At 66.3% G+C, this 21,372-nt stretch carries 22 protein-coding genes and 1 pseudogene; 11 read left to right on the forward strand and 12 right to left on the reverse strand.

Annotation, left to right across the window (positions count from 1 at the left end; translation table 11 throughout):
- Positions 1-1,311 precede the first annotated feature (1,311 nt).
- Positions 1,312-1,755 carry an Hsp20/alpha crystallin family protein gene (locus G361_RS0108040; RefSeq protein WP_026342812.1) on the forward strand — a complete coding sequence of 148 codons (444 nt, stop codon included), beginning with the start codon at positions 1,312-1,314 and terminating at the stop codon, positions 1,753-1,755.
- A gap of 5 nt (positions 1,756-1,760) precedes the next feature.
- The gene (locus G361_RS42735; RefSeq protein WP_155981357.1) at positions 1,761-2,009 is read left to right on the forward strand and encodes a hypothetical protein; all 249 of its coding nucleotides are present in this window, start codon (positions 1,761-1,763) and stop codon (positions 2,007-2,009) included.
- Between the two features lie 109 nt (positions 2,010-2,118).
- Here G361_RS42735 and G361_RS0108050 read toward each other — a convergent pair whose 3' ends face one another.
- Positions 2,119-2,532, reverse strand: a complete 414-nt coding sequence (locus tag G361_RS0108050) for a nitroreductase family deazaflavin-dependent oxidoreductase (protein WP_196814440.1) — start codon at positions 2,530-2,532, stop codon at positions 2,119-2,121.
- 74 nt (positions 2,533-2,606) lie between these two features.
- Complete coding sequence (locus tag G361_RS0108055) at positions 2,607-2,864, reverse strand: hypothetical protein (protein ID WP_155981358.1); 258 nt, start codon at positions 2,862-2,864, stop codon at positions 2,607-2,609.
- A 164-nt stretch (positions 2,865-3,028) separates the two neighbouring features.
- Between G361_RS0108055 and G361_RS0108060 the strand changes: the two genes are divergently transcribed.
- Positions 3,029-3,742: a hypothetical protein gene (locus tag G361_RS0108060; RefSeq protein WP_019926556.1), complete on the forward strand. Its 714-nt coding sequence runs from the start codon at positions 3,029-3,031 to the stop codon at positions 3,740-3,742.
- A 150-nt stretch (positions 3,743-3,892) separates the two neighbouring features.
- On the opposite strand, the gene G361_RS0108065 is transcribed toward G361_RS0108060, so the two are convergent.
- The 5 genes from G361_RS0108065 to G361_RS0108085 all read right to left on the reverse strand — a co-directional run bounded on the left by G361_RS0108065 (position 3,893) and on the right by G361_RS0108085 (position 7,158).
- The gene (locus G361_RS0108065; protein WP_019926557.1) at positions 3,893-4,423 is read right to left on the reverse strand and encodes a DUF2231 domain-containing protein; all 531 of its coding nucleotides are present in this window, start codon (positions 4,421-4,423) and stop codon (positions 3,893-3,895) included.
- An 83-nt stretch (positions 4,424-4,506) separates the two neighbouring features.
- A complete protein-coding gene (locus G361_RS0108070) occupies positions 4,507-5,688 on the reverse strand; it encodes a cell wall metabolism sensor histidine kinase WalK (RefSeq protein WP_231386817.1) in 1,182 nt (393 codons plus the stop codon).
- A gap of 35 nt (positions 5,689-5,723) precedes the next feature.
- Positions 5,724-6,407: a response regulator transcription factor gene (locus tag G361_RS0108075; RefSeq protein WP_026342814.1), complete on the reverse strand. Its 684-nt coding sequence runs from the start codon at positions 6,405-6,407 to the stop codon at positions 5,724-5,726.
- 46 nt (positions 6,408-6,453) lie between these two features.
- Complete coding sequence (locus G361_RS0108080) at positions 6,454-6,870, reverse strand: DUF302 domain-containing protein (RefSeq protein WP_019926560.1); 417 nt, start codon at positions 6,868-6,870, stop codon at positions 6,454-6,456.
- A gap of 18 nt (positions 6,871-6,888) precedes the next feature.
- On the reverse strand, positions 6,889-7,158 hold the full coding sequence (locus G361_RS0108085; protein ID WP_019926561.1) for a metal-sensitive transcriptional regulator: 270 nt from the start codon (positions 7,156-7,158) through the stop codon (positions 6,889-6,891).
- 189 nt (positions 7,159-7,347) lie between these two features.
- Here G361_RS0108085 and G361_RS0108090 point away from each other — a divergent pair, with 189 nt between their 5' ends.
- The 3 genes from G361_RS0108090 to G361_RS42740 all read left to right on the forward strand — a co-directional run bounded on the left by G361_RS0108090 (position 7,348) and on the right by G361_RS42740 (position 11,455).
- Positions 7,348-8,268: an ABC transporter ATP-binding protein gene (locus G361_RS0108090; RefSeq protein WP_019926562.1), complete on the forward strand. Its 921-nt coding sequence runs from the start codon at positions 7,348-7,350 to the stop codon at positions 8,266-8,268.
- Complete coding sequence (locus G361_RS0108095) at positions 8,265-9,902, forward strand: ABC transporter permease (RefSeq protein WP_019926563.1); 1,638 nt, start codon at positions 8,265-8,267, stop codon at positions 9,900-9,902. The genes G361_RS0108090 and G361_RS0108095 overlap by 4 nt, the downstream gene beginning before the upstream one ends.
- 74 nt (positions 9,903-9,976) lie before the next feature.
- Complete coding sequence (locus tag G361_RS42740; RefSeq protein WP_063711805.1) at positions 9,977-11,455, forward strand: hypothetical protein; 1,479 nt, start codon at positions 9,977-9,979, stop codon at positions 11,453-11,455.
- A gap of 42 nt (positions 11,456-11,497) precedes the next feature.
- Here G361_RS42740 and G361_RS0108105 read toward each other — a convergent pair whose 3' ends face one another.
- From G361_RS0108105 to G361_RS0108125, 5 genes and pseudogenes are all read right to left on the reverse strand, one after another.
- Positions 11,498-11,740: a hypothetical protein gene (locus tag G361_RS0108105; protein WP_019926565.1), complete on the reverse strand. Its 243-nt coding sequence runs from the start codon at positions 11,738-11,740 to the stop codon at positions 11,498-11,500.
- A gap of 248 nt (positions 11,741-11,988) precedes the next feature.
- Positions 11,989-13,929 (reverse strand): ATP-dependent zinc metalloprotease FtsH, encoded by a 1,941-nt coding sequence (gene ftsH, locus G361_RS0108110; protein WP_369797880.1) that lies wholly within the window; start codon positions 13,927-13,929, stop codon positions 11,989-11,991.
- Positions 13,930-14,295: 366 nt separating this feature from the next.
- Positions 14,296-14,553, reverse strand: coding sequence for a DUF1918 domain-containing protein (locus tag G361_RS0108115; protein WP_019926567.1), 258 nt, complete (start codon positions 14,551-14,553; stop codon positions 14,296-14,298).
- A 257-nt stretch (positions 14,554-14,810) separates the two neighbouring features.
- Positions 14,811-15,449, reverse strand: a pseudogene (locus G361_RS0108120) (DUF4389 domain-containing protein); the annotation flags it as partial.
- A gap of 162 nt (positions 15,450-15,611) precedes the next feature.
- The gene (locus G361_RS0108125) at positions 15,612-16,841 is read right to left on the reverse strand and encodes an MFS transporter (protein WP_019926569.1); all 1,230 of its coding nucleotides are present in this window, start codon (positions 16,839-16,841) and stop codon (positions 15,612-15,614) included.
- Positions 16,842-17,288: 447 nt separating this feature from the next.
- Between G361_RS0108125 and G361_RS0108135 the strand changes: the two genes are divergently transcribed.
- The 5 genes from G361_RS0108135 to G361_RS0108155 all read left to right on the forward strand — a co-directional run bounded on the left by G361_RS0108135 (position 17,289) and on the right by G361_RS0108155 (position 21,269).
- Complete coding sequence (locus tag G361_RS0108135; RefSeq protein WP_081635321.1) at positions 17,289-18,167, forward strand: SDR family oxidoreductase; 879 nt, start codon at positions 17,289-17,291, stop codon at positions 18,165-18,167.
- 276 nt (positions 18,168-18,443) lie between these two features.
- Positions 18,444-18,638 (forward strand): GAF domain-containing protein, encoded by a 195-nt coding sequence (locus G361_RS50235; RefSeq protein WP_019926572.1) that lies wholly within the window; start codon positions 18,444-18,446, stop codon positions 18,636-18,638.
- A 352-nt stretch (positions 18,639-18,990) separates the two neighbouring features.
- Positions 18,991-19,122 carry a hypothetical protein gene (locus G361_RS49215; protein ID WP_019926573.1) on the forward strand — a complete coding sequence of 44 codons (132 nt, stop codon included), beginning with the start codon at positions 18,991-18,993 and terminating at the stop codon, positions 19,120-19,122.
- Between the two features lie 188 nt (positions 19,123-19,310).
- Entirely contained in the window at positions 19,311-19,904 is a 594-nt protein-coding gene (locus G361_RS46745) for a TetR family transcriptional regulator (protein ID WP_196814441.1), read from the forward strand.
- 129 nt (positions 19,905-20,033) lie between these two features.
- A complete protein-coding gene (locus tag G361_RS0108155; RefSeq protein ID WP_155981360.1) occupies positions 20,034-21,269 on the forward strand; it encodes an amidohydrolase family protein in 1,236 nt (411 codons plus the stop codon).
- Positions 21,270-21,372: the final 103 nt, after the last annotated feature.

Raw genomic sequence — 21,372 nt, forward strand, 5'->3', positions numbered from 1 at the left:
CTGCCCCGGTACACCGGCAACCGATGCCGAGGGCCTCGATTCCGATGGCTTTCGTCCTTGTCAGCGGCCACCAAAGATTCCCCGCAGGCGGCCAGCTGTGGACGTCTGACACACCGGCAGCAGCAGCCCGAGCGCACCCGCATACCCGATGATCGTGCGGGTTTTGACCGTTCCAGGGAGGCTGGTTCACTCTTGGCGGATGAAGCCGGCTGCGCAGTATCGCATCGACTCGATCGGGCTGCCTGGCGATACGACCCAGGTGCTGTTCGAAGCGTGGGTTCTCGAACCTGTCCCGCGAGCGATTCGGCAACCTGGGATGGGGGACAGGTGGCGACGGCGAGGGACGCACCCTCACGGTCGGTGATCAGAGGGGAGCCCATTTTGTGCTGCGCTGGTCGGGGCCGGACATCTCGATAGTGGCGTCGACCGGCATCGAGAGCGGCATCGTTGAGTCGATTCTCGAGAGCGCATCGACGCGAGTGGCCGCGCGGGACCTCGGAACGCCGGTGATCTACAGCGTAGAGATGAAGCTGGCCGAGCTCGACTTCGTGTCGGGCGCAGTACATTTCACGCGCGTCTTGGGCGACCAGGTCCACATCGAGGGCAGTCGCCGACTCGGTGGCGAAATCCTGCTCGACTTCGAGGACGGGCTCCTGAGCGATACGCCTGCCTCAGGCTTGCTCTTGGCACCGCCGAGCAAGGTACAGGTGACCATCTTCGCCCCGGGGCCTGGCCCCAGCGAGTGGTCCCAACGCGCTGCGGCAGGATGCGCCGAAGTTGCGGCGGCGATCTGCGCTTTTGCCACCGGTCGTCCAGTCGAATATCAGGTGCCGCAGCTTCCAGCCGAAGATGCCTACGCCGAACGAGCCGTTGCACGCAGACACAGCCCGGAGATCTTGGGGCTCGCGAGAGATTTCATCTCCTTGGATATATTCGGTGATCTTCCGATGCGGGGCGGCCCGGACGCTGTTCTCCGAGTTCGCGGTGCCCTGCTCGCTTATCATGCGGCGTTCAAACAAACCACGCCTGATGTCGCCGTGATGCTGTTTGTGACCGCGATAGAGGCCCTCATCTCACCCCACTCCGAATGGGGAAAGGCCAAGGTGGTAACTCGGTTCATAAAATCGCTGATCGATCTGTGCCCGTATGCAGTAGACACACTGCTCGCACACAACGATGTCGCTGCCGGGTGCGGGACCTCTGTCATAGGACCTGGGACCGAAGTCAGCGCGGCCACCCCACCTCGTGCCCTGGAATACGGCAGCCGGCGGCAGTGGAATCGAAGGATCCGACGATTCCCAGGAGGAGATCATGAGCCTGTTTCCTGCCCATCGCGAGTCGACACTGCCCGATATCGGCGATCTCTGGAGCGCTCTCACCTCGGGCCATTTCCCGCTGTCCATGGCCAAGGGCGCTCGGCTACTGCGCGTCGAGGACATGATCGAGAACGGCCACTATGTCGTACGCGCGGAGATCCCCGGCATCGATCCGGCCGAAGATGTGGACGTATCCGTTCAGGAGCATCAGCTGACAATCAAGGCCGAACGCGCCGAACGACACGAGGAGAAGGGCCGCTCCGAGTTCAGTTACGGCTCCTTCTATCGCTCGGTCCCGCTGCCGCCCGGCGCCGACGAGGATGCCATGGAGGCCAGCTACGCCAAGGGGATCCTCACCGTCAGCGTTCCGCTGCACGAGCCTGCCGAACGGGCAAAAAGAGTCGAGGTGAAGAACGCCGAAGCGAAGGGCGCGGAATGAACCCCGTGAACAACCGAACCGACCTCGGTACGGCCGAACGGCAGCAGGCTGCGGCCCGAGCGCTCGATGCTCTCGGCCGCAGCCGTGGCGAGCATGTGCTGCTCCGGGTCCGGTGCGGCCGTGGTCACCACGTCGCGGCTGTCATCGCTACTCCGGCCGGGGTGGTCTTCGAGTCGCGAATCGGCGGGCACGCGCACGGACGCCGAGACTTCGTCGACGAAGCTCACCACCTCGACAAGAGCGGCGTCCGCTGATCGCGGGTCCGGCCCGCTTACTCGACGGTCACCGTCGGACCTGCCCCGTTGCACGCGGCGATCGCGGCTGTCGATCGTCTGCGTGCTGCCCGTGGCCGACGAGGAGACATCAGCCGGTGACCGGAACCGAGCGGAGCGAGGGATCGACGCGATAAACCGGATAGTCGGCGGCGATGCGGTCGTAATCGGCCTCCGGTGCGTCGAGATCGACCGGAATGTGCGGGCGGGCGCCGGGAGCACGGCGCAGAAATTCCCGCAGGACCGGTCCTCGGTGCTCGGGCTCGATTTCGACCAGTTGCACTGATTCCAGTCGCCCGTGCCGCAGTAGCGCCGCACCGTGAACCGCAGTGAGGTTGCGAACCCAATTGGTGCCCGCGCCGAGCATCGACACGATATAGCGATGACCACCGCTCTCGGTGACGACAACGGGAAACCAGATCAGGCGGCCACTGCGGCGGCCTCGGATGCCCAGTGCCGCCGCGCGTCGCGGTAGCACGCCTGCGGCGAACAACTTTGCCGACACCCGATTCTGCCAACGAGCCCACCGATTCGGCCGCCCGCCACGATATATCCGCCGCAGATACGTGTCGTACCACTTCATCGCGCGCTCCGGTGCCCGCTGGTCGCTCGCCCGGGATCGATACCCATGATCTGTTCCCACCAGTCCCGCAGCGGACTGGGATCGGGCCAGTGGACCACCACCGGACGGTCACCGGAATTCGGTGTGGTTTCGGCGATAACCGTTGCGGCAAATAGTGTTTCGTTGTTCACGATTCCTGCCTTCCAGACAACGATCGCGAGCGGCACCGGCGAGACACCGCCCTGACAACCGGCTCTTCGACTCTGTCCGATCACAGCGGTTACGGTCAGAGCCACAGGCATTCAGTCGATGGGACCTTCGCCCCTCCGACGACCACCGCCTGTACATCCGCGCCTGCTCGAGACAACCGGCCACACGTCCGAGCAATCCGGGCCGAACGACCCTGGCTGCCCGGCCGAAAGCACAGCACCCTGGGCGTATGAGTTCTTCCATCACAAGGACGATCACCGCCACCGTCGTCGGCGGCGCGAGTTTTCTCGCCGGGCTGGCCGTCGGCTATCCCCTCTTCGCCCGCACCAGAGTCCTGACCTGGGGTGCGAGCGGTGAGGAGATCGCCCGGCAGATGCCGGGCGATGAACTGCTGGTAACAGCCGGGATCGTCACCACGCGGGCCATCTCGATCTCCGCCGGCCCCGAGCAGATCTGGCCGTGGCTGGCACAATTCGGCCCCGGCCGAGGCGGCGTATACAGCTACGACTGGATCGACAACCTGCTCGGCGTGCCGATGCACAGCGCCGACACGATCCTCCCCGAATTCCAGCATCCCACCGTCGGCGAAATCTTCACCCTCGCTCCGGAGGGCCCGCACATGCGAGTCGAAACCCTCGACCCACAACACGCCCTCGTATTTCGCTCCGAGGACCACAATTGGGTCTGGTCGTTCGGCCTCTACCCGATCGAAGGCGGCACCCGCCTGGTCAGCCGCAACCGGATCTCCACTGCGGACGCATCCCTCGCGACCCGGCTGTTCAACCGCTACCTTCTCGAACCCGGCAGCTTGATCATGGAACGAAAGATGTTGCAAGGCATCAAGAACCGCGCCGAGCGAACCACACCACCGACACCGGCGGGGCTCGAGGATTCGTCGGCGTCCGCGATACGCAACGAGACAACCGTACCGACACCCCGGTAGCCCATGCGGCGACCGTCCCGGAGGATGAGCGCTACAGGTATGACCGCGCCGCGGATGTCTGTCATGCGCTCAGAGCGTCCCTTGATCGGCGCGTCGATACAGGCTCGGGTGACAGTCGTCGCCGTTGACGATGTCGGTGGGTTCGGGTTATCAGCGCTGGACGGGGCCGGCGGCGGGCGGGTCGGTGGCGCGGTCGTGCCAGGCGGCTCGTGCCCCGCTGTCGCCGATTCGGTAAACCTGGATCATCGAACCGGTCGAAACGGCTACTGCCAGCGTGGCGAGGGCGATCGAGACGGCACGGCGCGTGGTGAGTGTGTCGATCTTGGCGAATCGAGGTCGCCACCATTGCCCCGCGCGCCTGCTGTGCAAGGCCCACCAGACAGCGGACAACAAAAAGGTGCCGGCCGACCACATCAGTAGTTGGTCGCCGAGGTCCGCGTGCCGGCGTATCAGCGGGTCGTCGCCGCTTCGTTGTGCCAGCCATTCGCCGGAGTGGGTGGTCAGTGGGACGGTCACCAATGCGGTGAAGGCCGTGAGCGGCACCAGGAATCCGAGCCGGGTCCGCGCGGCGGGCCAGCACGCAGCCAGGATCAGCAGCAGGGCGGCCAGTGGTACCAGCACGACCACGAAATGCACGAGCAGAACGTGGGCAGGCAGGCCGTCGATGATGGTGGGTCCCATGCCGGTCGGGCTCCTCGTCGGGGTGATGCGGTCGTGGTCGCCCGGAGCGTAGACGGCAATTCTTGGAGAATTCTCGGACCTGATCACCGGTCACGTACGGCGGGCAGGGCCAGGGTGAAGGACGCGCCCCGGCCGGGTGCACCATCCACGGTGATACGCCCGTGGTGTGCCTCGACAACGGCCTGGACCAAGGCCAGGCCGATTCCGTGCGGCCGGGTTCCGGTGCTGTGGCCGTCCCCGTGGGCGAACCGCCGGAACAGGTGCGCAGCGTCGCGCGGGTCCAGCCCGGTACCGGTGTCACGGACCGTCACCGTGACCTCGCCGCCGCCGCGATCTGCGCGGACAGTGATTGTGCCACCACGCTTTTCGTGGTGCAGGGCATTGTCGATCAGGGCCAGCACCGCACGGCGCAGCGCGGGCCGGATGCCGTCGGCGATCGGGGCAGCGGCAGAGTCGTCGGTCACGACCTCGACCGAAATACCGAGGGTGGCTGCATGTGCGGCAACACTGCCGGCCACCTCACGACACAGCACCGCCAGGTCGACCGGCTCGATCCGATCGGTCCGGTGTTCGGCAGCCGCGGTCAGCAACAAGTCGTCGACTATGTCGGCGAGGGCGCGGGTGTCGGCGACCAAACCGTCGAGCTGGTCACGCCAGACCGGCTCGAGGTGCGCACCGGCGGCGCGCCGGGCCAGTAGCTGAGCACGCGTATGCAGCACCGTCAGTGGCGCTCTCAATTCGTGCGAGGCGTCGGCGACGAAATCGCGTTGGACAGCGAGGGCATCGAGCATGGGACGGATCGCGCGCCGGGACAATGACACGGCGGCCCCGGCCGCAGCGGCCAGGCCGGCGAGTTCGGTCACCAGCAAAGCCACCAGCACGCGGTGCCGACGTTGTTCCCAGGGCCGGGTGTCGACCAGCACAACAACCTTGCGATCGGAGCGCTCTACCACCAGCGCCCGGTACTCGACACCACCCGACCGCACGGACGAGTAACCGGCCGGCCCAGCCAGCAATGCGGCGGCGGAGGCGGGCGCGTTGTCGCTGACACTGCTGTCCCGACCGACTCGGCCGATGCCGATCGCCATGCCCGGCGGTGGGTCGTCGGCGTCATCGACCCGGGCGGCCACCTGCGCCAGTTGAGCGTCCATCTGCTGGTCGCCGGTGCGGGTATCCACCACGACCAGCACAACCCCGGCGACCAGCAGGACGACCGCAAGTACGAGCGCCGAGCGCAGCGCCGCGTTGCGAGCTGTGCGCCGCAACAACGCAGGCTCGGCGAATATCGCGACCGGCCGCCTCATCGGGCGCCGAGCCGATAGCCCAGACCACGCACGGTGTCGACGGCATCGCGGCCGAGTTTGCGGCGCAGGTAGTGCACGTAGGTGTCCACGGTCCCGTCGGTATCGGCGCGATCGAAGACCGATTCGAGCAACTGGGCACGAGTGAACACCTGCCGCGGCGACCGGGCCAGCGTCTCCAGCAGCGCACACTCCCGCTCCGACAGCACCACCACGCGATGCGCGCCGGCGGGGTCGATCACAGTGCGGTTCGCCGGGATCAGCCTGCGGGTTCCGATCGGCAGGGCCGGCACGGTGGCCAGATGGCGGCGGTGCAGCGCGCGCACGCGGGCCAGGAATTCGGGTATCTCGAACGGCTTGACCAGGTAGTCCTCCGCTCCCCCGTCGAGTCCGTCGACACGATCGGCCACCGTCCCGCGGGCGGTGAGCAACAGAGTGGGGGTGAGAATGCCGTGATCGCGCAGCGCCCGCAATAGTTGCAGTCCCTCCAGGATCGGCAGTCCACGGTCGATGACCAGCACATCGAACTGCTCGGTCAAGCCGCGATGCAGACCGACCTGACCGTTCTCGGCGACTCGGACCACGTACCCTTCCTCGGTCAGCAGGCTCACGAGCAAGTCCGCAAGGGCACGATCGTCCTCGACCAGTAGCACTCGCGCCGCGCCGGTGCCCGAAATAGACATGCTCTCCAGCCTGCCATCGGAGACCTGTCCCGCCGAGGCGGGCTCGTCACCGATCGTGCAGGGATTCGAGTGCCGCACGAAGTCTGACGGCGGCCTCGGCGGCAATGGGTTCGAGTGCGGGTTCGCCAGTGACCCGGACCATCAGGTCGGGGTCCATCGCTTCGACGATGATCGTGCCGTCGGCTGTGGTATCCCGACGGACGACCACATTGCAGGGCAGCAGAAGTGCAATTTGACGATTCACATCAACAGCACGGTGAGCAAGGGACGGATTGCAGGCGCCGAGGATGCGGACATCTTCGATGTCCTCGCCGAGCTTCTCCTTCAGCGTGGCCTTCATGTCGATATCGGTGAGAACACCGAATCCTTGCGCAGACAGGGCGTTGCGGGTCAGGTCGACGGCCTCGTCGAAGCTCGTCTCGTGCAGAGTGGTCGCCAGGGCCAGGTTCAGGGTGCGGTCCACTTTTCCTCCTCAGGTCGATCAGGCAAGGGCGAGGAACAATTTCTCCAGCTCGGCTTCGGTCATCGACTCCGAGCCGCCGGCGCCTTCATCGGTGAGACATTCACGCAGGCCGGTGGCGACAATCTCGAATCCGGCGCGGTCCAGAGCGCGAGATACCGCCGCGAACTGGGTGACGACCTCCTTGCAGTCGCGCCCCTGCTCGATCATCGCGATCACGCCGACAAGCTGACCGTGGGCGCGGCGCAGGCGGTTCAGCATCGGAGCGATGGCCTGATCGTTGCCGACCATGGTTGCTGGTCCTTTCCCAGGCTACCTATTCGCGCCCGCATTCGCTGCACTCACCCTGTCGGTGGTGAGGCCCAACTGCCCCTCGTACCGAGGACTTGCGGCCGTGGCCGCGGCGCCGGGGTGCGGCGCACTCTCGACACACGGAGTGCGACCAAGGCTCCGGACCGGCGTGTGTATCGAGGAGACTCCATGGCCGCAATCATCGACATTCGGGATCTGTACAAGAGTTTCGGACATGTCCACGCCCTCGACGGGCTCGATCTGACCGTCGACGAGGGCGAGATCCACGGCTTCCTCGGTCCCAACGGCTCGGGGAAATCCACCACTATCCGTATCCTGCTCGGCATCCTGCGCGCCGGTTCCGGACATGCCGTGCTGCTGGGCAGTGATCCGTGGGCCGATGCGGTCGCACTGCACCGCCAAGTGGCCTATGTGCCCGGCGACGTCACGTTGTGGCCGTCGCTGACCGGCGGGGAAACCATCGATCTGCTCGCACGCATGCGCGGAGGCATCGACACCACGCGCCGGGCCGAGCTGATCGAGCGGTTCGACCTGGACCCGCGCAAGAAGGCCCGGTCCTATTCCAAGGGCAACCGGCAGAAGGTGGTGCTGGTATCGGCACTGTCGTCGAACGCGCGGCTGCTGCTGCTCGACGAGCCCACGGCCGGGCTGGACCCGTTGATGGAGCAGGTTTTCCGGGAGTGCGTGCGTGAGGCACGCGATCGCGGGGTGACGGTGCTGCTGTCCAGTCACATCCTGTCCGAGGTCGAGGCGCTGTGCGAGCGTGTCACCATCATCAGGTCCGGCCGCACCGTCGACAGCGGGTCGCTGGAGAGTATGCGGCATCTGTCGCGCACTGCGATCACTGCCGAATTGCTCGGCGCCCCTGGCGATTTGAGCGATATTCCCGGTATCGAGAACCTCACCGTCGAGGGCTCGACACTGCATTGCCAGGTCGACGGGGCGAGCCTCGGCGCGCTGATCCGCCGCCTCGGGGATATCGGCGTCCGCACGCTCGTCAGCCAGCCGCCCACGCTGGAGGAGCTGTTCCTGCGTCATTACCGGCTCGCCTCGGCGGACGCACCGGTCGCGGAGTTGGTGACCGCATGACCACCGTTGCCCTCGCCCCCGCTGCTCGGAGTCGGCCGCGGTCGCGGTCGACCGGCCTGGCCGGCACCTGGTTGTCGCTGCGCTTGTTCCTGCGGCGTGACCGGATCGTGTTGCCGCTGTGGACATTCGTGCTCGGCGTGCTGATGCCGGTCACCTACGCGGGCAGTATCCGGTCCGTATACCGCACCCCGGCGGATCTGCAAGCATTCGCCACCGCCACCTCCGCCAACCGTGCCGAAATCGCTTTGTACGGACCGGTGTTCAACGCCAGTCTCGGCGCGGTCTCCATCTGGAAGGCGCAGGCACTGGGCGCGGTTCTGGCTGTGGCGGTGATCCTCACCGTCATCCGCCACACTCGCGCCGAAGAGGAGGTCGGGCGAACCGAATTGGTCGACTCCGCGTCGGTGGGACGCTTCGCCGGGCTCACCGCCGCAGTCCTGATGTCGGCGGGCGCGTCCATCGTGATCGGCGCGGCGTTCGCGCTGATGCTGTGCGTTTACCACCTCCCGGTCACCGGGTCGATCGCGTACGGCGCGGGATTGGCCGCGGCCGGGCTGGTGTTCACCGGCGTCGGCGCGGTGGCGGCCCAGGTGAGTCCCAGCGCGCGCACTGCGCGCGGTTACGCGCTCGCGGCGCTCGGTGTGGCGTTCGCGGTGCGGGCCGTGGGCGATGCGGGCTCGGGCACATTGTCGTGGTTGTCACCATTGGGCTGGACCGTGCTGATCCGGCCGTTCGCACAGGAACGCTGGTGGCCGTTGGGGTTGCACACCGCAGCAGTCGTGGTGCTGCTCGCAGCCGCATATGTGCTGTTGGCGCGGCGCGACGTCGGTTCCGGTCTGCTGGCCGAACGCGCCGGGTCCGCCGGTGCCGGGCGTGGCCTGTCGGGTCCGTTCGGGCTCGCGTGGCGGATGCAGCGCGGCGTCATGCTCGCCTGGACTGTGGCGTTGACGCTGTACGGCTTACTGTTCGGCAGCGCGGCGACCAGTGTCGGCAAGCAGTTGGGCAGCAACGAGGCATTCCAGCAGTTCTTGCAGCGTATCGGCGGCGCACGTCAGCTCGATGACATGTTCGTCGGCATCGCCATCAGCATGCTGGCCATGGCCGCCGCGGCGTACGCGGTGTCGGCTGTGCTGCGGCTGCACTCCGAGGAGATCGCCGAACGGGCCGAGGCCGTCCTCACCGGCGCGGTCGGCAGAACTCGCTGGGCGGTAAGCCATATCGTCTACGCGCTGCTCGGCCCCAGCCTCGCGGTCCTGGCGGCGGGTGCGGCCGCGGGCCTGGCCTACGGCAACTCGACACACGACCTGGGCGGCAAACTCGCGGCCTGCGTCGCGGGCGCCGCGGTGCAGTTGCCCGCGATCTGGCTGACCGCGGCGGTCGCGGTAGCGTTCTTCGGCCTGTTACCGCGCTGGGCGACCAGCGTGTGGGCCGTGTACGTCGGCTTCCTACTGATCTATATGTTCGGCGGTATCGCGAGATTCCCCCAGTGGGCGCGCGACCTCGAACCCTACAGCCACCTGCCCAAGCTGCCCGGTGGCCACTTCACCGCCGTCCCGCTGCTCTGGGAGGTACTGGTCACCGCGGCACTGCTGGCGATCGGCCTGATCGCGCTGAGGCGGCGGGATCTGCGTTGAACCCACCGCGCGGCGGTGCGAACGGTCATATCTCCGCCCGCACCGCCGCGCGTCAGCCAGGAGAGGCATGAGCAATGCGGCCCGGAGAAATTGCAGTATGCGTCATAGACGTGGTCGGTATTTGTCTGGCGTTGCTGTCATCGGCACGCGTGGCTGGTCTGTGGCGTTACGCGGCGTTGGTTCCGCCCGCCGCCGCGGCAGTTCAGTTCTGGTCGGAGGGTCCACGATGGCAGATGATCCCCGCCTATCTGCTCGCCTTGCTGGTCGCAGCGGCACTGGTGTGGCGATCGCGCCGGCCGGTGTTACTGGCGCTGGTCACGATCGCCGAAACGGTCGTGCTCGGGGCGGCGGTGGCGCTGCCGGTGGTTTTTCCGGTGTTCCGGTTCCCGGCACCCACCGGCCCATACGGCATCGGCACGGTGACCTACCACTGGACGGACACACGCAGACACGAGTTGTTCAGCGCCGATCCGTCAGCAGCGCGAGAGCTCATGGCACAGGTGTGGTACCCCACGCGCGGGGTGAAGTCCGCGATGCGCGCACCGTATGTGGACGACGCGGCCGGTATCTCGGCAGCGGAAACCGGGAATCTCGGTTCAGCGGGTCTGGTCAGGCTACCGCCGTTCTTCTTCGACCAGTTCCGTTACGTCACGACAAACGCAGTCCCGGCCGCTCCCCCAGCGGGCCCGCAACGGTTCCCCGTGCTGATCTATCTGACCGGGCAGGGCGGCTTCCGGCAGGCCAGTACATTTCACGTCGAATTCCTTGTCTCCCATGGGTATATCGTCGTCGGACTGGACCAGCCCTATACTGCGGCGTCGGTCCGCTTTCCCGATGGCCGGCGCGTACAGGGCTGGTTCAGGCCGGCGGTGCAGCCACTGATCGACCAGAGCATCGACCCACAGCCGAACAGCCCGTCGCTGCAAGGCGCACCGATGCCGACCGGGATACTTCCCTATCTGGCGCAAGACGTTTCGTTCGTTGTCGACCGACTCACCGACCTCGACCACTCCGATTCCGTTCTCGGCAACCGGCTGGATCTGGGGCACCTCGGGGCATCCGGAATTTCGCTGGGCGCGATGGTGACCGCCGAAGCGTGCCATCAGGATCCCCGCTTGCATGCCTGCCTGATGATGGATGCCGCGATGCCCGCTGACGTCGTTGCTTCCGGCCTGCACCAACCGGCGATGTGGCTGACCAGAGACGCCGACACGATGCGGCTGGAGCGGCGACGCTCCGGAGGCTGGACCGAAACGGACATCAGCCGAACCCTCACGACCATGCGAGCCGTCTTCGCCGAGAGCCCGGACCGCAGCCGCTTCTACGTCGAGATCCCCGGCATGTTCCATGTCAACTTCACCGACGCGCCGTACTGGTCACCGCTGGCCTCGGTATTCGGGCTCACCGGGCCGATCGACGGACAGCGTGGATTCACCATCGTCGACGCCTATTCCCTGGCCTTCTTCGACAGCACGTTGCGATCGCAACCTGCTGCTCTGCTCGCCGGGCCGTCTTCGGCGTTCCCCGAGGTCCGTATCGCCACCGGTCAGTAGCGTCCGGCGGATCCGACCCGAGTACCGGATTCGAGGCGAGGGTCACCGCCCCTGACGCAACTGCCAGCCCCAGCGCAGCACCCCGACCGCGAGCGCCAGGTGCAGGATCAGCGCGAAGAACACCAGAAACGCGCCGTAATCGTCTGCCCACCCGGGTATCCGGCCGACGCAGGCGACCGCGGCCGCCAGCATGCCGGCTCCCAGTACGAGCGCAGGTTCGGCCAGCGGTGCGATCTCCGTGTCGGAGGTCCGCGCGTCGTGCCGAGATGCCGTGAGGGTTCCCATGATCGCGTCTGTCCTGTTTCGTTCGGCCGGGCCGGAATCGTTCCGTCCACAAGTGGTGACCTGGTGCCGGCATCGTCTCGGCTACCGGCATACCCACCTTTGCCGATCCACCGAGGTGCAGGTGAGGGCCATGGGCCCTCACCTCGGAAGGACCTTCGGCCCGGCGGCGTCCCGGCGACGCGGTCGGGCCGCCGGCACCGCCATGAGCAAACAGCCCGCGCGCACCATGGTGCTGTTCTGAGCGCGGTTCACGGTGTGCCTCGGATTGCACCCTCCGTACGACTGTCGCAGGCGAGGGGCCGAAGGCCATCGCCGCCTGTGGAATTGCGACTCTGTCGCGGCGGGGATCGGTCCTGTGCACTGGAAATGGAATCGGCGTATTCGCCGGAAAGGAGCGGGTGCGATGGACCGATCGCGGGCTGCATTTCGGGATACCGGTGACCGGGCGCGCGCGGCTCGTCCCGCGGACCCGGCGAGAATCGGTCTCGCCGGTCGAGGGCATTGTTGCCGCCGAGGAAAACCGATCCGCCCTGCGGATATCCGAGCGGTCCCAGCGCGGCCGACAGGCCGAATTCGCGGACCATCTTGATCGCCAGTTCCGTGGCCTGGGACAGGTCGTTGGCCGCGCCCGTGGAGCCGTGCCCGAAGACGGCCAGCTCGGCGGCCCGGCCACCGAGACGCACAGTGAGGTTGTCGGTGAGGTAATCCTCGCCGTAAAGATGCCGTTCGACCAGCGGCAGTTGCTCGGTGGTGCCGAGAGTCTGGCCCGCGGGCAGGATGGTGACCTTGGCCACCGGATCGGCATGCGCCGACAGCGCGGCGACCAGCGCGTGACCACTCTCGTGCACGGCCACCGCATATTTCTCCTCCGGCAGCAGCACGTTGGATCCTTCCCGACGACCGAGCAGGATCCGATCGCGGGCGGCGTCGAAGTCGGCCGCCCGAACCACCTCCCGGTCGTCACGGACTGCGCAGATCGCCGCCTCATTGGCCAGGTTCGCCAGATCCGCTCCGGAGAACCCCCGCGTGCCACGCGCCACGACCTGCAGGTCGACGTCGGGGGCGAGGTGTTTGGCTCGGCAGTGAACTGCCAGGATCGCTGCCCGTTCGGCGAGCGTCGGCAGCGGAATGGTGACCTGCCGGTCGAACCGGCCCGGACGCAGCAGCGCCGGATCCAGCACTTCGGGCCGATTGGTGGCAGCCAACACGACGATACCGACAGCCGGATCGAATCCGTCCATCTCCGCCAGCAGCTGATTCAGCGTCTGCTCACGTTCGTCGTTGGCCACCATTACCGTCGTACCGCCACGGCGGGACCCGAGCGCGTCGATCTCGTCGACGAAGACGATCGCGGGCGCGCGCTTACGCGCCTCCGCGAACAGGTCCCGCACCCGGGCCGCGCCGACACCGACGAACATCTCCACGAAACTCGACCCGGTCACCGACAGGAACGGCACGTCGGCCTCCCCGGCCACCGCTCGTGCGAACAGAGTCTTGCCGGTGCCCGGCGGTCCGATCATCAGCACCCCGCGGGGAGCAACCGCACCCGCGCGACGGTATCGCTCCGGCGCGCGCAGGAAATCGACAACCTCATTGATCTCCGACTTGGGCCCGGCATAGCCCGCCACGTCGTCGAACGTCGTGGCCGGCCGCTCGGTGTCGAACACCTTGGCCCTGGATTTCCCGACACCCCCGAATGCCCCGCCCGCCGCCTGTCCGGCGCCACGACCGAGGCGCCGGAACCACCAGATCACCAGCGCGATCGGGCCGAGCAGCAGGACCCACGTCAGAATCTGCGAGCCGACGGACCCGCCGGTATCCGGCGGCGTGGCCGTCATGGTAACCCCGGCCTTCTCCAACCGGTCGAGCAGTCCCGCGCCGGCCTGAGCCGGCACGGCGGTCGTATATGCCTTTCCGTCGTTCAGGGTTCCGGTGACCTTGCCGGACGATTCGATCGTGGCGGTCTTGATCTGGCGCGAGTCGATATCCGACAGAAACTCGCTGTAATTCAGCGTGCGCGTACTCGGCGCCGGAGTACGCAGGCCCGACAGCCACACCGTTCCCACGAACACTACGAGAATTATCGCGATCGGAATGATCCACACCCACCGCCCCTGCCGATGCGGGGGCAGTGGCGAACCCACCGGCCGGTCACTCGGCGGCGGTGAACCCGCTTGCCTGCTCATCATGGCCTCGTCTCGCCCGTCACGCCGTCGTCGGGGAGTCGAAGCACGAGTTCGGATTCGGTGGCGAATCCCTGCAGGCCCGGCGGACGGTGATCCCGGCGAGTTCTCGGGGCATGGTGGCGGACATCGTTTTCACAACTCCTCGGGGGGTTCGGCTCACTGACCGGAATCGCTGTTCGCGTCGTGATCGGCCGGTGGTACAGCTGATTTGCGAGCGAGTGCACCACCATCGTGTCCGACACCTCACCCAGCGCGACGGCCGCAAGCGATTTGCCTTCGGCCGCAATGTTTTTCGCACGTTTCTCGCGTTCGCCTCCTGCCTGTTTCGGCAACGCCCGCTGCACCCTGTCCGGCTCGGATCGGTACCGTTCACCTGCTCCGAGTGCTGTGCTGCCCGGCCGTGTAGCGTGCCCACACCTCCGCTTCCGCCACGTCCAGGTCCCCGCTGGTGAGTACACGGGCGTCGGGTCCCGGAAAGGTGAGCGCGCGGTGGCCGGTATCGGACCAGTGGACGAGGAACGGCGGCGTGCCGTCGATGCCGTGCACCTCCTCGATGAGACCGCGGCGCGCCGGGCCGTCGACGATACGGGCTTCGACAACCAGCCAGTCACCAGGCTTCGCACGCATATCCCGACCTCCTCGTCCGAATTGTGAGGTAACCCTCCGCCGAGAACACCATCGCGGAGGTGACCTTCAGCTTGCCTCGTAGGCCGGCGCCGATCACAGATCCGGTGGTCGCCGGAACAAGTGCCGTTGGTCCCTGGCCCTCCCCGCGATGCGAATCATGCACTTCCGGTTCCGAGCCACTCGGGCGATCGGCTCGATGCAAGGGGCTGAATCCCGGCGAGGGCCGCCCTCGCCGGGGCAGGCAATCGTGAGTGCGTTCAGTCGTGCTCGCGAGGACCCTGGTCGAGGCGGAACGGCGGGTACTCGTCGCGCATCAGAGCGGCATACGCGATGACCCGGTACAGCCATCGGTTGACGCCCATCACGAAATCGAACAGCCGACCGGGGTAGCGGCCGGTGAACAGCAGCGCCACCGCTGCAATGATCACCAGCACACCAAGCAGCGGAATCGCCGTATTGCTGTCGTGGTTGCCACCCAGGGTGGCGCCGCCACCCACCAGTGCCGCAACCACCAGATAGTGCGGGATCGCCAGCAGCCACCATTTGACGAGAACCAGCCCCCGCGAGAGCCGCTCCGGATAGTCGATCTCCAGATCTGCCGGATAATCGGCGGCACCGAGCGTGAAAGGCGGGTATTTGTCGGTGCCCAGGGCGGCGTAGGTGTAGAACTGCACCCGCCACGACCAGCGCAGGACGCCGACGTTGAAGTCGAAGATCTTTCGCGGATACCGTCCGGTGAACAGGATCACTACTCCGGCAACCACCGTGAGCACGGTGAAGGCGATCCACAATGCGAACAGCACGATGAAATGGGGTATCGCCAACAACCATTTGACCAGCCACAGCCACCGCGACAGCGGTTCGTCGAGATCGCCTCGCAGCGCCACCGGATACACAGGAAAATTCTCGGACATGATGGTCCGTCCTCACCTCGATCAACCCGGACCTATCGGTCTGGCGTACGGATCGAGTCTCGTACCCTGGCAGTACCGTACGCAGGAGTACGAGGGCCCGAGCCGACCAGGCCGAAAGCCCCGTATCGAATCCGGCTTCGCCGGCTACCGGCCGACCGGGGCCACGTCACCGTGTGCTACACCCGCCCGCGACAGACGACTGCCGGTCAGGGCGAGCACGACGGCGAGTACGAGTGCGACACTGCCGGAGATCAGCAGCGGCGTGCGGCCGTCGGTCTGCCAGAACAGACCGGCCCACAGCCCGGCGACGAGTACCGCAGCGCCCGTGAGCCCCTGGTAGACCCCTTGAGCGGTGGACTGGTGAGCGGCGGGAGCGAGGTCGGCGATCCAGGCTTTGCCGACTCCGTCCGTCGCCGCGGCGAATCCGCCGTAGACGGGCAGGACGACGAAAACCCAGGCAGGAGAATGCGCCAGGCCCAGACCGAGGTAGCCGACAGCGAAACAGACCAGCCCGCCCGCGAAAACGAAGTGCCGTGGCAGCGAGTCCGAGACGGCGCCCGCCGGATACGACAGCAGGGCGTAGGCGGCGTTGTACGCGATGTAACCGACGATCACCCCGGCCACCGACAACCCGAGCTGGTGAGCGCGCAGCAACAGCAGGGAGTCGGGGAAGTTAACCAGTGAGAACACCGTCAGAACCGTGATCACCGTACGCAACCGTGCCGGCAACAACCGGCCAGGAGTATCCACCACTGCCGAGTCGGCAGCGAATGTCGTTACGGTGGGCGGTTTTTCGCGAACAGCGGCAACGAGAGCAACGGCCGCGAATGCCGGCACGACAGCGATCATCAGCAACGGCCGGATGTGGTGGCCGAGCAGTTCGTAGAGGCCCAGCCCCAGCGCCGGTCCGACAACCGCACCCGCGGTGTCGGCGGCGCGGTGAATACCGAAGATGCGACCCCTGCGGGTGGGGTCGGCGCCGACCATGAGCAGTGCGTCACGCGGTGCGTTGCGGACACCCTTACCGAGGCGGTCCACGCAGCGGCCGGCCAGTACGAGCGGCCAGATCATCGCGGCGGCGACGATAATTTTGCCCAGAGCCGCCAATGCGTAGCCGACGGCGATCAGCGGCCGTTTACGACGACGATCCCCGAGACGTCCGACGACGATCTTCGTCAGCGCGGCCGTGGCCTCGGCTGCTCCTTCCACTCCGCCGACCACGGCCGCGGGCGCGCCGAGAACGGTGGTGAGGAAGATCGGCAGGACCGGGTACACCAGTTCGCTCGCGGTGTCGGCGAGAAAGCTGACTGCACACAGCACCCGCAGGTTCGGCGTCAGCCATACCGGCCATCGGCCGGTGCGCTCGGCTGTCATCGCCGTGATTGTAGAAGGGTGGGTGACCAGCCACACGTCCGGGTTATTTCGAGACGAACGATTGGGTGGGTGATTCGGTCGGGTTCGGCCGGTGATGGACGATGTAGGTCGCGGGGCGGTCAACCGATGACCGGTATCGGGTGCTGACCGCGTTGCTGGCACGCAGTGCCGACCACACATCCGCTCCGAAAGCATTGTTGCGGAACAGGATTCGGTAAACATCATCGTGCAGACCGGTGCCCGGAGGATCCGGCCGACCCCTGTCGCCGACGTCGGATCCTGTCATCGCCCGTCGGTGTACTCAGCGCCTTGGACCAGACAGCACGCCGAGCCGGTGACCCCCGCGGGGCAACCGAAGTCGTGGCGTCGCTACGACTGACCCGTCTGCAGCCCTGCTGGAGGCACTTCGGCGCGCAGATCAGCGGCCAGCGACCGTATCGTGGGGTCATGGGTGTTCGGGGTGGTGTCGGCAAGAAGTTGCGTGGACTGACGCGAGGGGTGCTGCACAACTCACGGAGGGATCCGTTCGCGGGTGCGGTGGTCGCGGTGACGGGTGCAGGTTCCGGGATCGGGCGGCAGGTCGCGCTGGAGTTGAGCCGCCGAGGCGCGAAACTTGCTCTGGCCGACATAGATTCGACAGCCGCCGACGAGACACGCCGACTGTGCAGCGGCCCCGGTGAAGTCGAGGTGTCCCGGCTCGATGTACGCGACCGGTCCGCCGTGGAGGCGTTCGCGGCGGCGACCGTGGCACGGTTCGGTCGAGCCGACATGCTCGTCACCGCCGCGGGCGTCCTGCACGTAGGCAGCGTGGAATCGACACCCGCAGACCAGTTCGCGACGGTCATGGACATCAACTTCTGGGGCGTGGTCCACTCGGTGTCAGCATTCCTCCCCCACCTGCGTAGCGCCGCCCCCAGCCGCATAGTGGTCCTGTCGTCCGCACTGGGACTCGCCGGGGTCGCCGACCACGCACCGTATGCCGCCAGCAAGTTCGCGGTACGAGGATTCGCCGAATCGCTACGCCTGGAGCTACTTCCGGCCCGGGTATCGGTGACCGCCGTCTACCCCGGTGGCGTACACACCTCGATCGCCCGATCGGCATTGCACGCACCGGATGTCGACCTACCGGACATGATCGACCGATTCGAGCATCATGTCGCTCGAACCACCGCCCCCGCTGCCGCGCAAGCGATACTCACCGGCGCCGAGCGCCGCCGCCCCCGCGTCCTGATCGGAGCCGACGCCGTCTTCGCCGACGTCGCCGCCCGCACCGCAGGCCCGCAGTACCACCGCCTGATCCGACTCGCTTCCGTACTGGCCGACTGAGCCGCGATCCACCATCCCGTCTCGACAGCAGACCCGGCCTATACCGTTGAGGAACAGTGTTCGGGGACTCCGGATCGACCATCCGATCGAAGTGAAGCGATGCGGAGTTCGAGATTCGCTGTGGCACAAAGACTCCGGAAGACCAGGGCCGCCGGTCGCGAGAGGAGCGAACTCTGCGCCGTGCAACTCGGCCCGGTACAGTTGACAACCAATCCGGTTGGCGCAGAGCCGCTCTGATCAGACGAGCGAGTAGATCGACCGGACGGGCAGGGGGCCATGGCCGCACGTTGGCTGCTGATCGAGCTGTTCGGAGGAAAGTCTGAGCCGTATTCGGTGATCGGCCTCGGGCGAACTCCGAAACAGTTCATGTCCCTCGACGCCATACTTCACCACCGCGCGACCCTCGCGGCAGCGCGAAGTGCGATCGACGAGGTGGTCGCAACGCGATCATCGCTCGAACGTGGACACTGACCGAAGTCCAGCAGTTCCGGGAATATGTCCGCGGCGAACGCCTCTACGCCTGCTGGATCCTGTCGTCCTACGCGGACGAGTCCGAGTCGACCCGATATCGAGGAAAACCTGCCCAAATCCCGTCGCAGCCGTCGGGACCTTCCGCCACCGGCGGACATCATCGAAGCCCTCGACGCACTCAAACTTTTGCAGCAACAAGAATGCCGGGCACGAGGCATGACCTGGACTGACGATCAACTGATCGCCGTCCACGAAGACGGAACACCCGTCGACCCCGACTGGTACAGCGGCGAATTTCACCGACTCCGCGCGCGTCCCCCTGAAGCACCTGCGCAATACCTCGGTTTCCCTGATGCTCGCCCGCGGCATCCCGGTCCACATCGTCGCCGCCTGGCACGGCCACGAACCCACCATGACACTGTCCGTCTACAGCGACGCACAACCCGAAGACCTCGAAGCCGCCGGCGCAGCACTGTTCCGGTAACTCTCTGCACACCCGGCCGCCCGGCGCGCGAGTCGGAACTGGGAGCGACATCTGTGGCGCAGCCCCGGATGTGCGCGCCGTTCGGTGCTATAACCTGTCAGGATTCGACGATTCGGGGGCCGTCGCGCGGCGGCGACATTCTGGCGACTGGAGGCAACTGGCGGATGGGACGCCCGAAGGTTCCCCTGGTGGACCCCGAAGAAGTGATCACCACAGCACTGCAGATCATCGACGACGAGGGACTCACCGCCCTGAGTCTGCGCAGGCTCGGCACCGAACTCGGAGTCACCGGCACCGCCCTCTACCACCATTTCGCGGACAAGGACGCGATCCTGCGCGGCGTCGTCGAATCGGTACTGGCACGAGAGATACTCCCCACCATCACCGGCGGGACCTGGGAGGAATACGTCACAGTATCGGTGACACGCTACTACTCCGCCTTGCTGGCGCATCCCAACGTGGCGCCGCTCCTGCGACCACACGGACAAGCCCTCGACAATCCCTCCCGCGAGTACATCGTGACCCTGATGTTCGAGGCCGGCGTTCCCGAACAACTGTGCTATCCGATCATCGACAGCATAGAAATGCTCGCCTTCGGCTCCGCCATGACATATTCCCGCCGCCAGCCGCTGCGCGAACGCCTCGGACTCGACGGCCGACGCGGACAGCCGAATCTCAGGAAGGCCGTAAAGGCTACGCCGAACAGTCCCGAAAGGCTGTTCCGACTCGAAGTCGAGGCGATGATGACCGGCTGGAAGGCCTTGATCGCCGAGCAATCCTGAACTGCCGCAACGGTTTTCAACGCACCTTCGGTAATTCAACGCCGTTAAGCTGGAAAACTAGACATCGTTAAGTAACGTGGCTATCGTGGGGCCGGACAGTCCATGCCGAGTACCCCGGAGGTATCGCTGATGTCCAGGACGTTGGATTTCCCGGTCTTCGACGCCGACAACCACATGTACGAGACGACCGACGCGTTCACCAAGTACCTGCCGGAAAGCCATGCCGGACTGGTGAAGTACGTCCAGGTCGAAGGGCGCACGAAGATCGCGCTGCGCAACACCATCAGCGAATACATCCCCAACCCGACCTTCAACAAGGTCGCGCCGCCGGGAGCGCAGGAGGTGGAGTTCAAGCTCAAGAACCCGTCCTCACGCGTCAAGGCGCCGAAGGCCGGCGACAAGGTCCTCACCGATCCCCCCCGGTACATCGAGGCACTGCCCGGCTTCTTCAACCCGCAGGACCGGCTCGAGCTGATGAACGAGCTCAGCCTCGACCGCGCCCTCATGTGGCCCACCCTGGCGAGCCTGCTCGAGGAACGCCTGGCCGACGACGCCGAGTCGACCCACATCGTCGTCCACGCACTCAACGAATGGATGTACGAACACTGGTCGTTCAACGTCGAGGACCGGATCTTCCCCACCCCGGTGATCACCCTGCCGATCGTCGACGAAGCCATCCGCGAACTCGACCGCGTCGTCGAACGCGGCGCACGCGTCATCCTCGTCCGGCCCGCCCCCGTACCCGACACCCGCGGCGGCCGCCGGTCCTTCGCGCTGCCGGAATTCGATCCGTTCTGGAAGCGGGTCGAAGAGGCCGGTGTACTCGTCGGCATGCACGCCTCCGACGACGGTTTCCAGCGTTACCTCAACGAATGGGAAGGCAACAAGGGCGAATTCCTGCCGTTCAAGCGGCGCAACTCGGCCTTCTACGAGATCCTGCACGCCGAATCCCGCACCATCAAGGACATGGTCGCGTCGATCATCGGACACGGCCTGGCCACCCGATTCCCGAAACTGCGGTTCATGCCGGTCGAGAACGGCAGCTCGTGGGTACTCCCCCTGCTCGACACCCTCCAGAAAGTCTACGACCGGACACCCCAGTCCTTCGACGAGAACCCCATCACCACATTCAAGCGATCGATCTTCGTCCACCCGTTCCACGAGGAAGACGTGCTCGGCCTGGTCGAAGCGGTCGGGGTCGACAACGTCGTCTTCGGTTCCGACTACCCGCATCCCGAGGGCATGTTCGATCCGGTGACCTGGGTCGACGAACTCGAAGAACTGAAACTCGACGACCGCAAGAAGATCATGGGCGCGAACCTCGCCGGACTGATGGGCATCGACCCACTCGCCAAGGCGATCTGACCGACAGTCCGTGGTCGGCGCCGCGTTCGGCAGTGTGTCCTGAGCTTCGTCCGCAACGGACAGTGGGCCGTCGTGATCGCCCGGTATCCACTAAAGTGGTAAT

Origin of the sequence: Nocardia sp. BMG111209 (assembly GCF_000381925.1) — a bacterium.
Taxonomy (GTDB): domain Bacteria; phylum Actinomycetota; class Actinomycetes; order Mycobacteriales; family Mycobacteriaceae; genus Nocardia.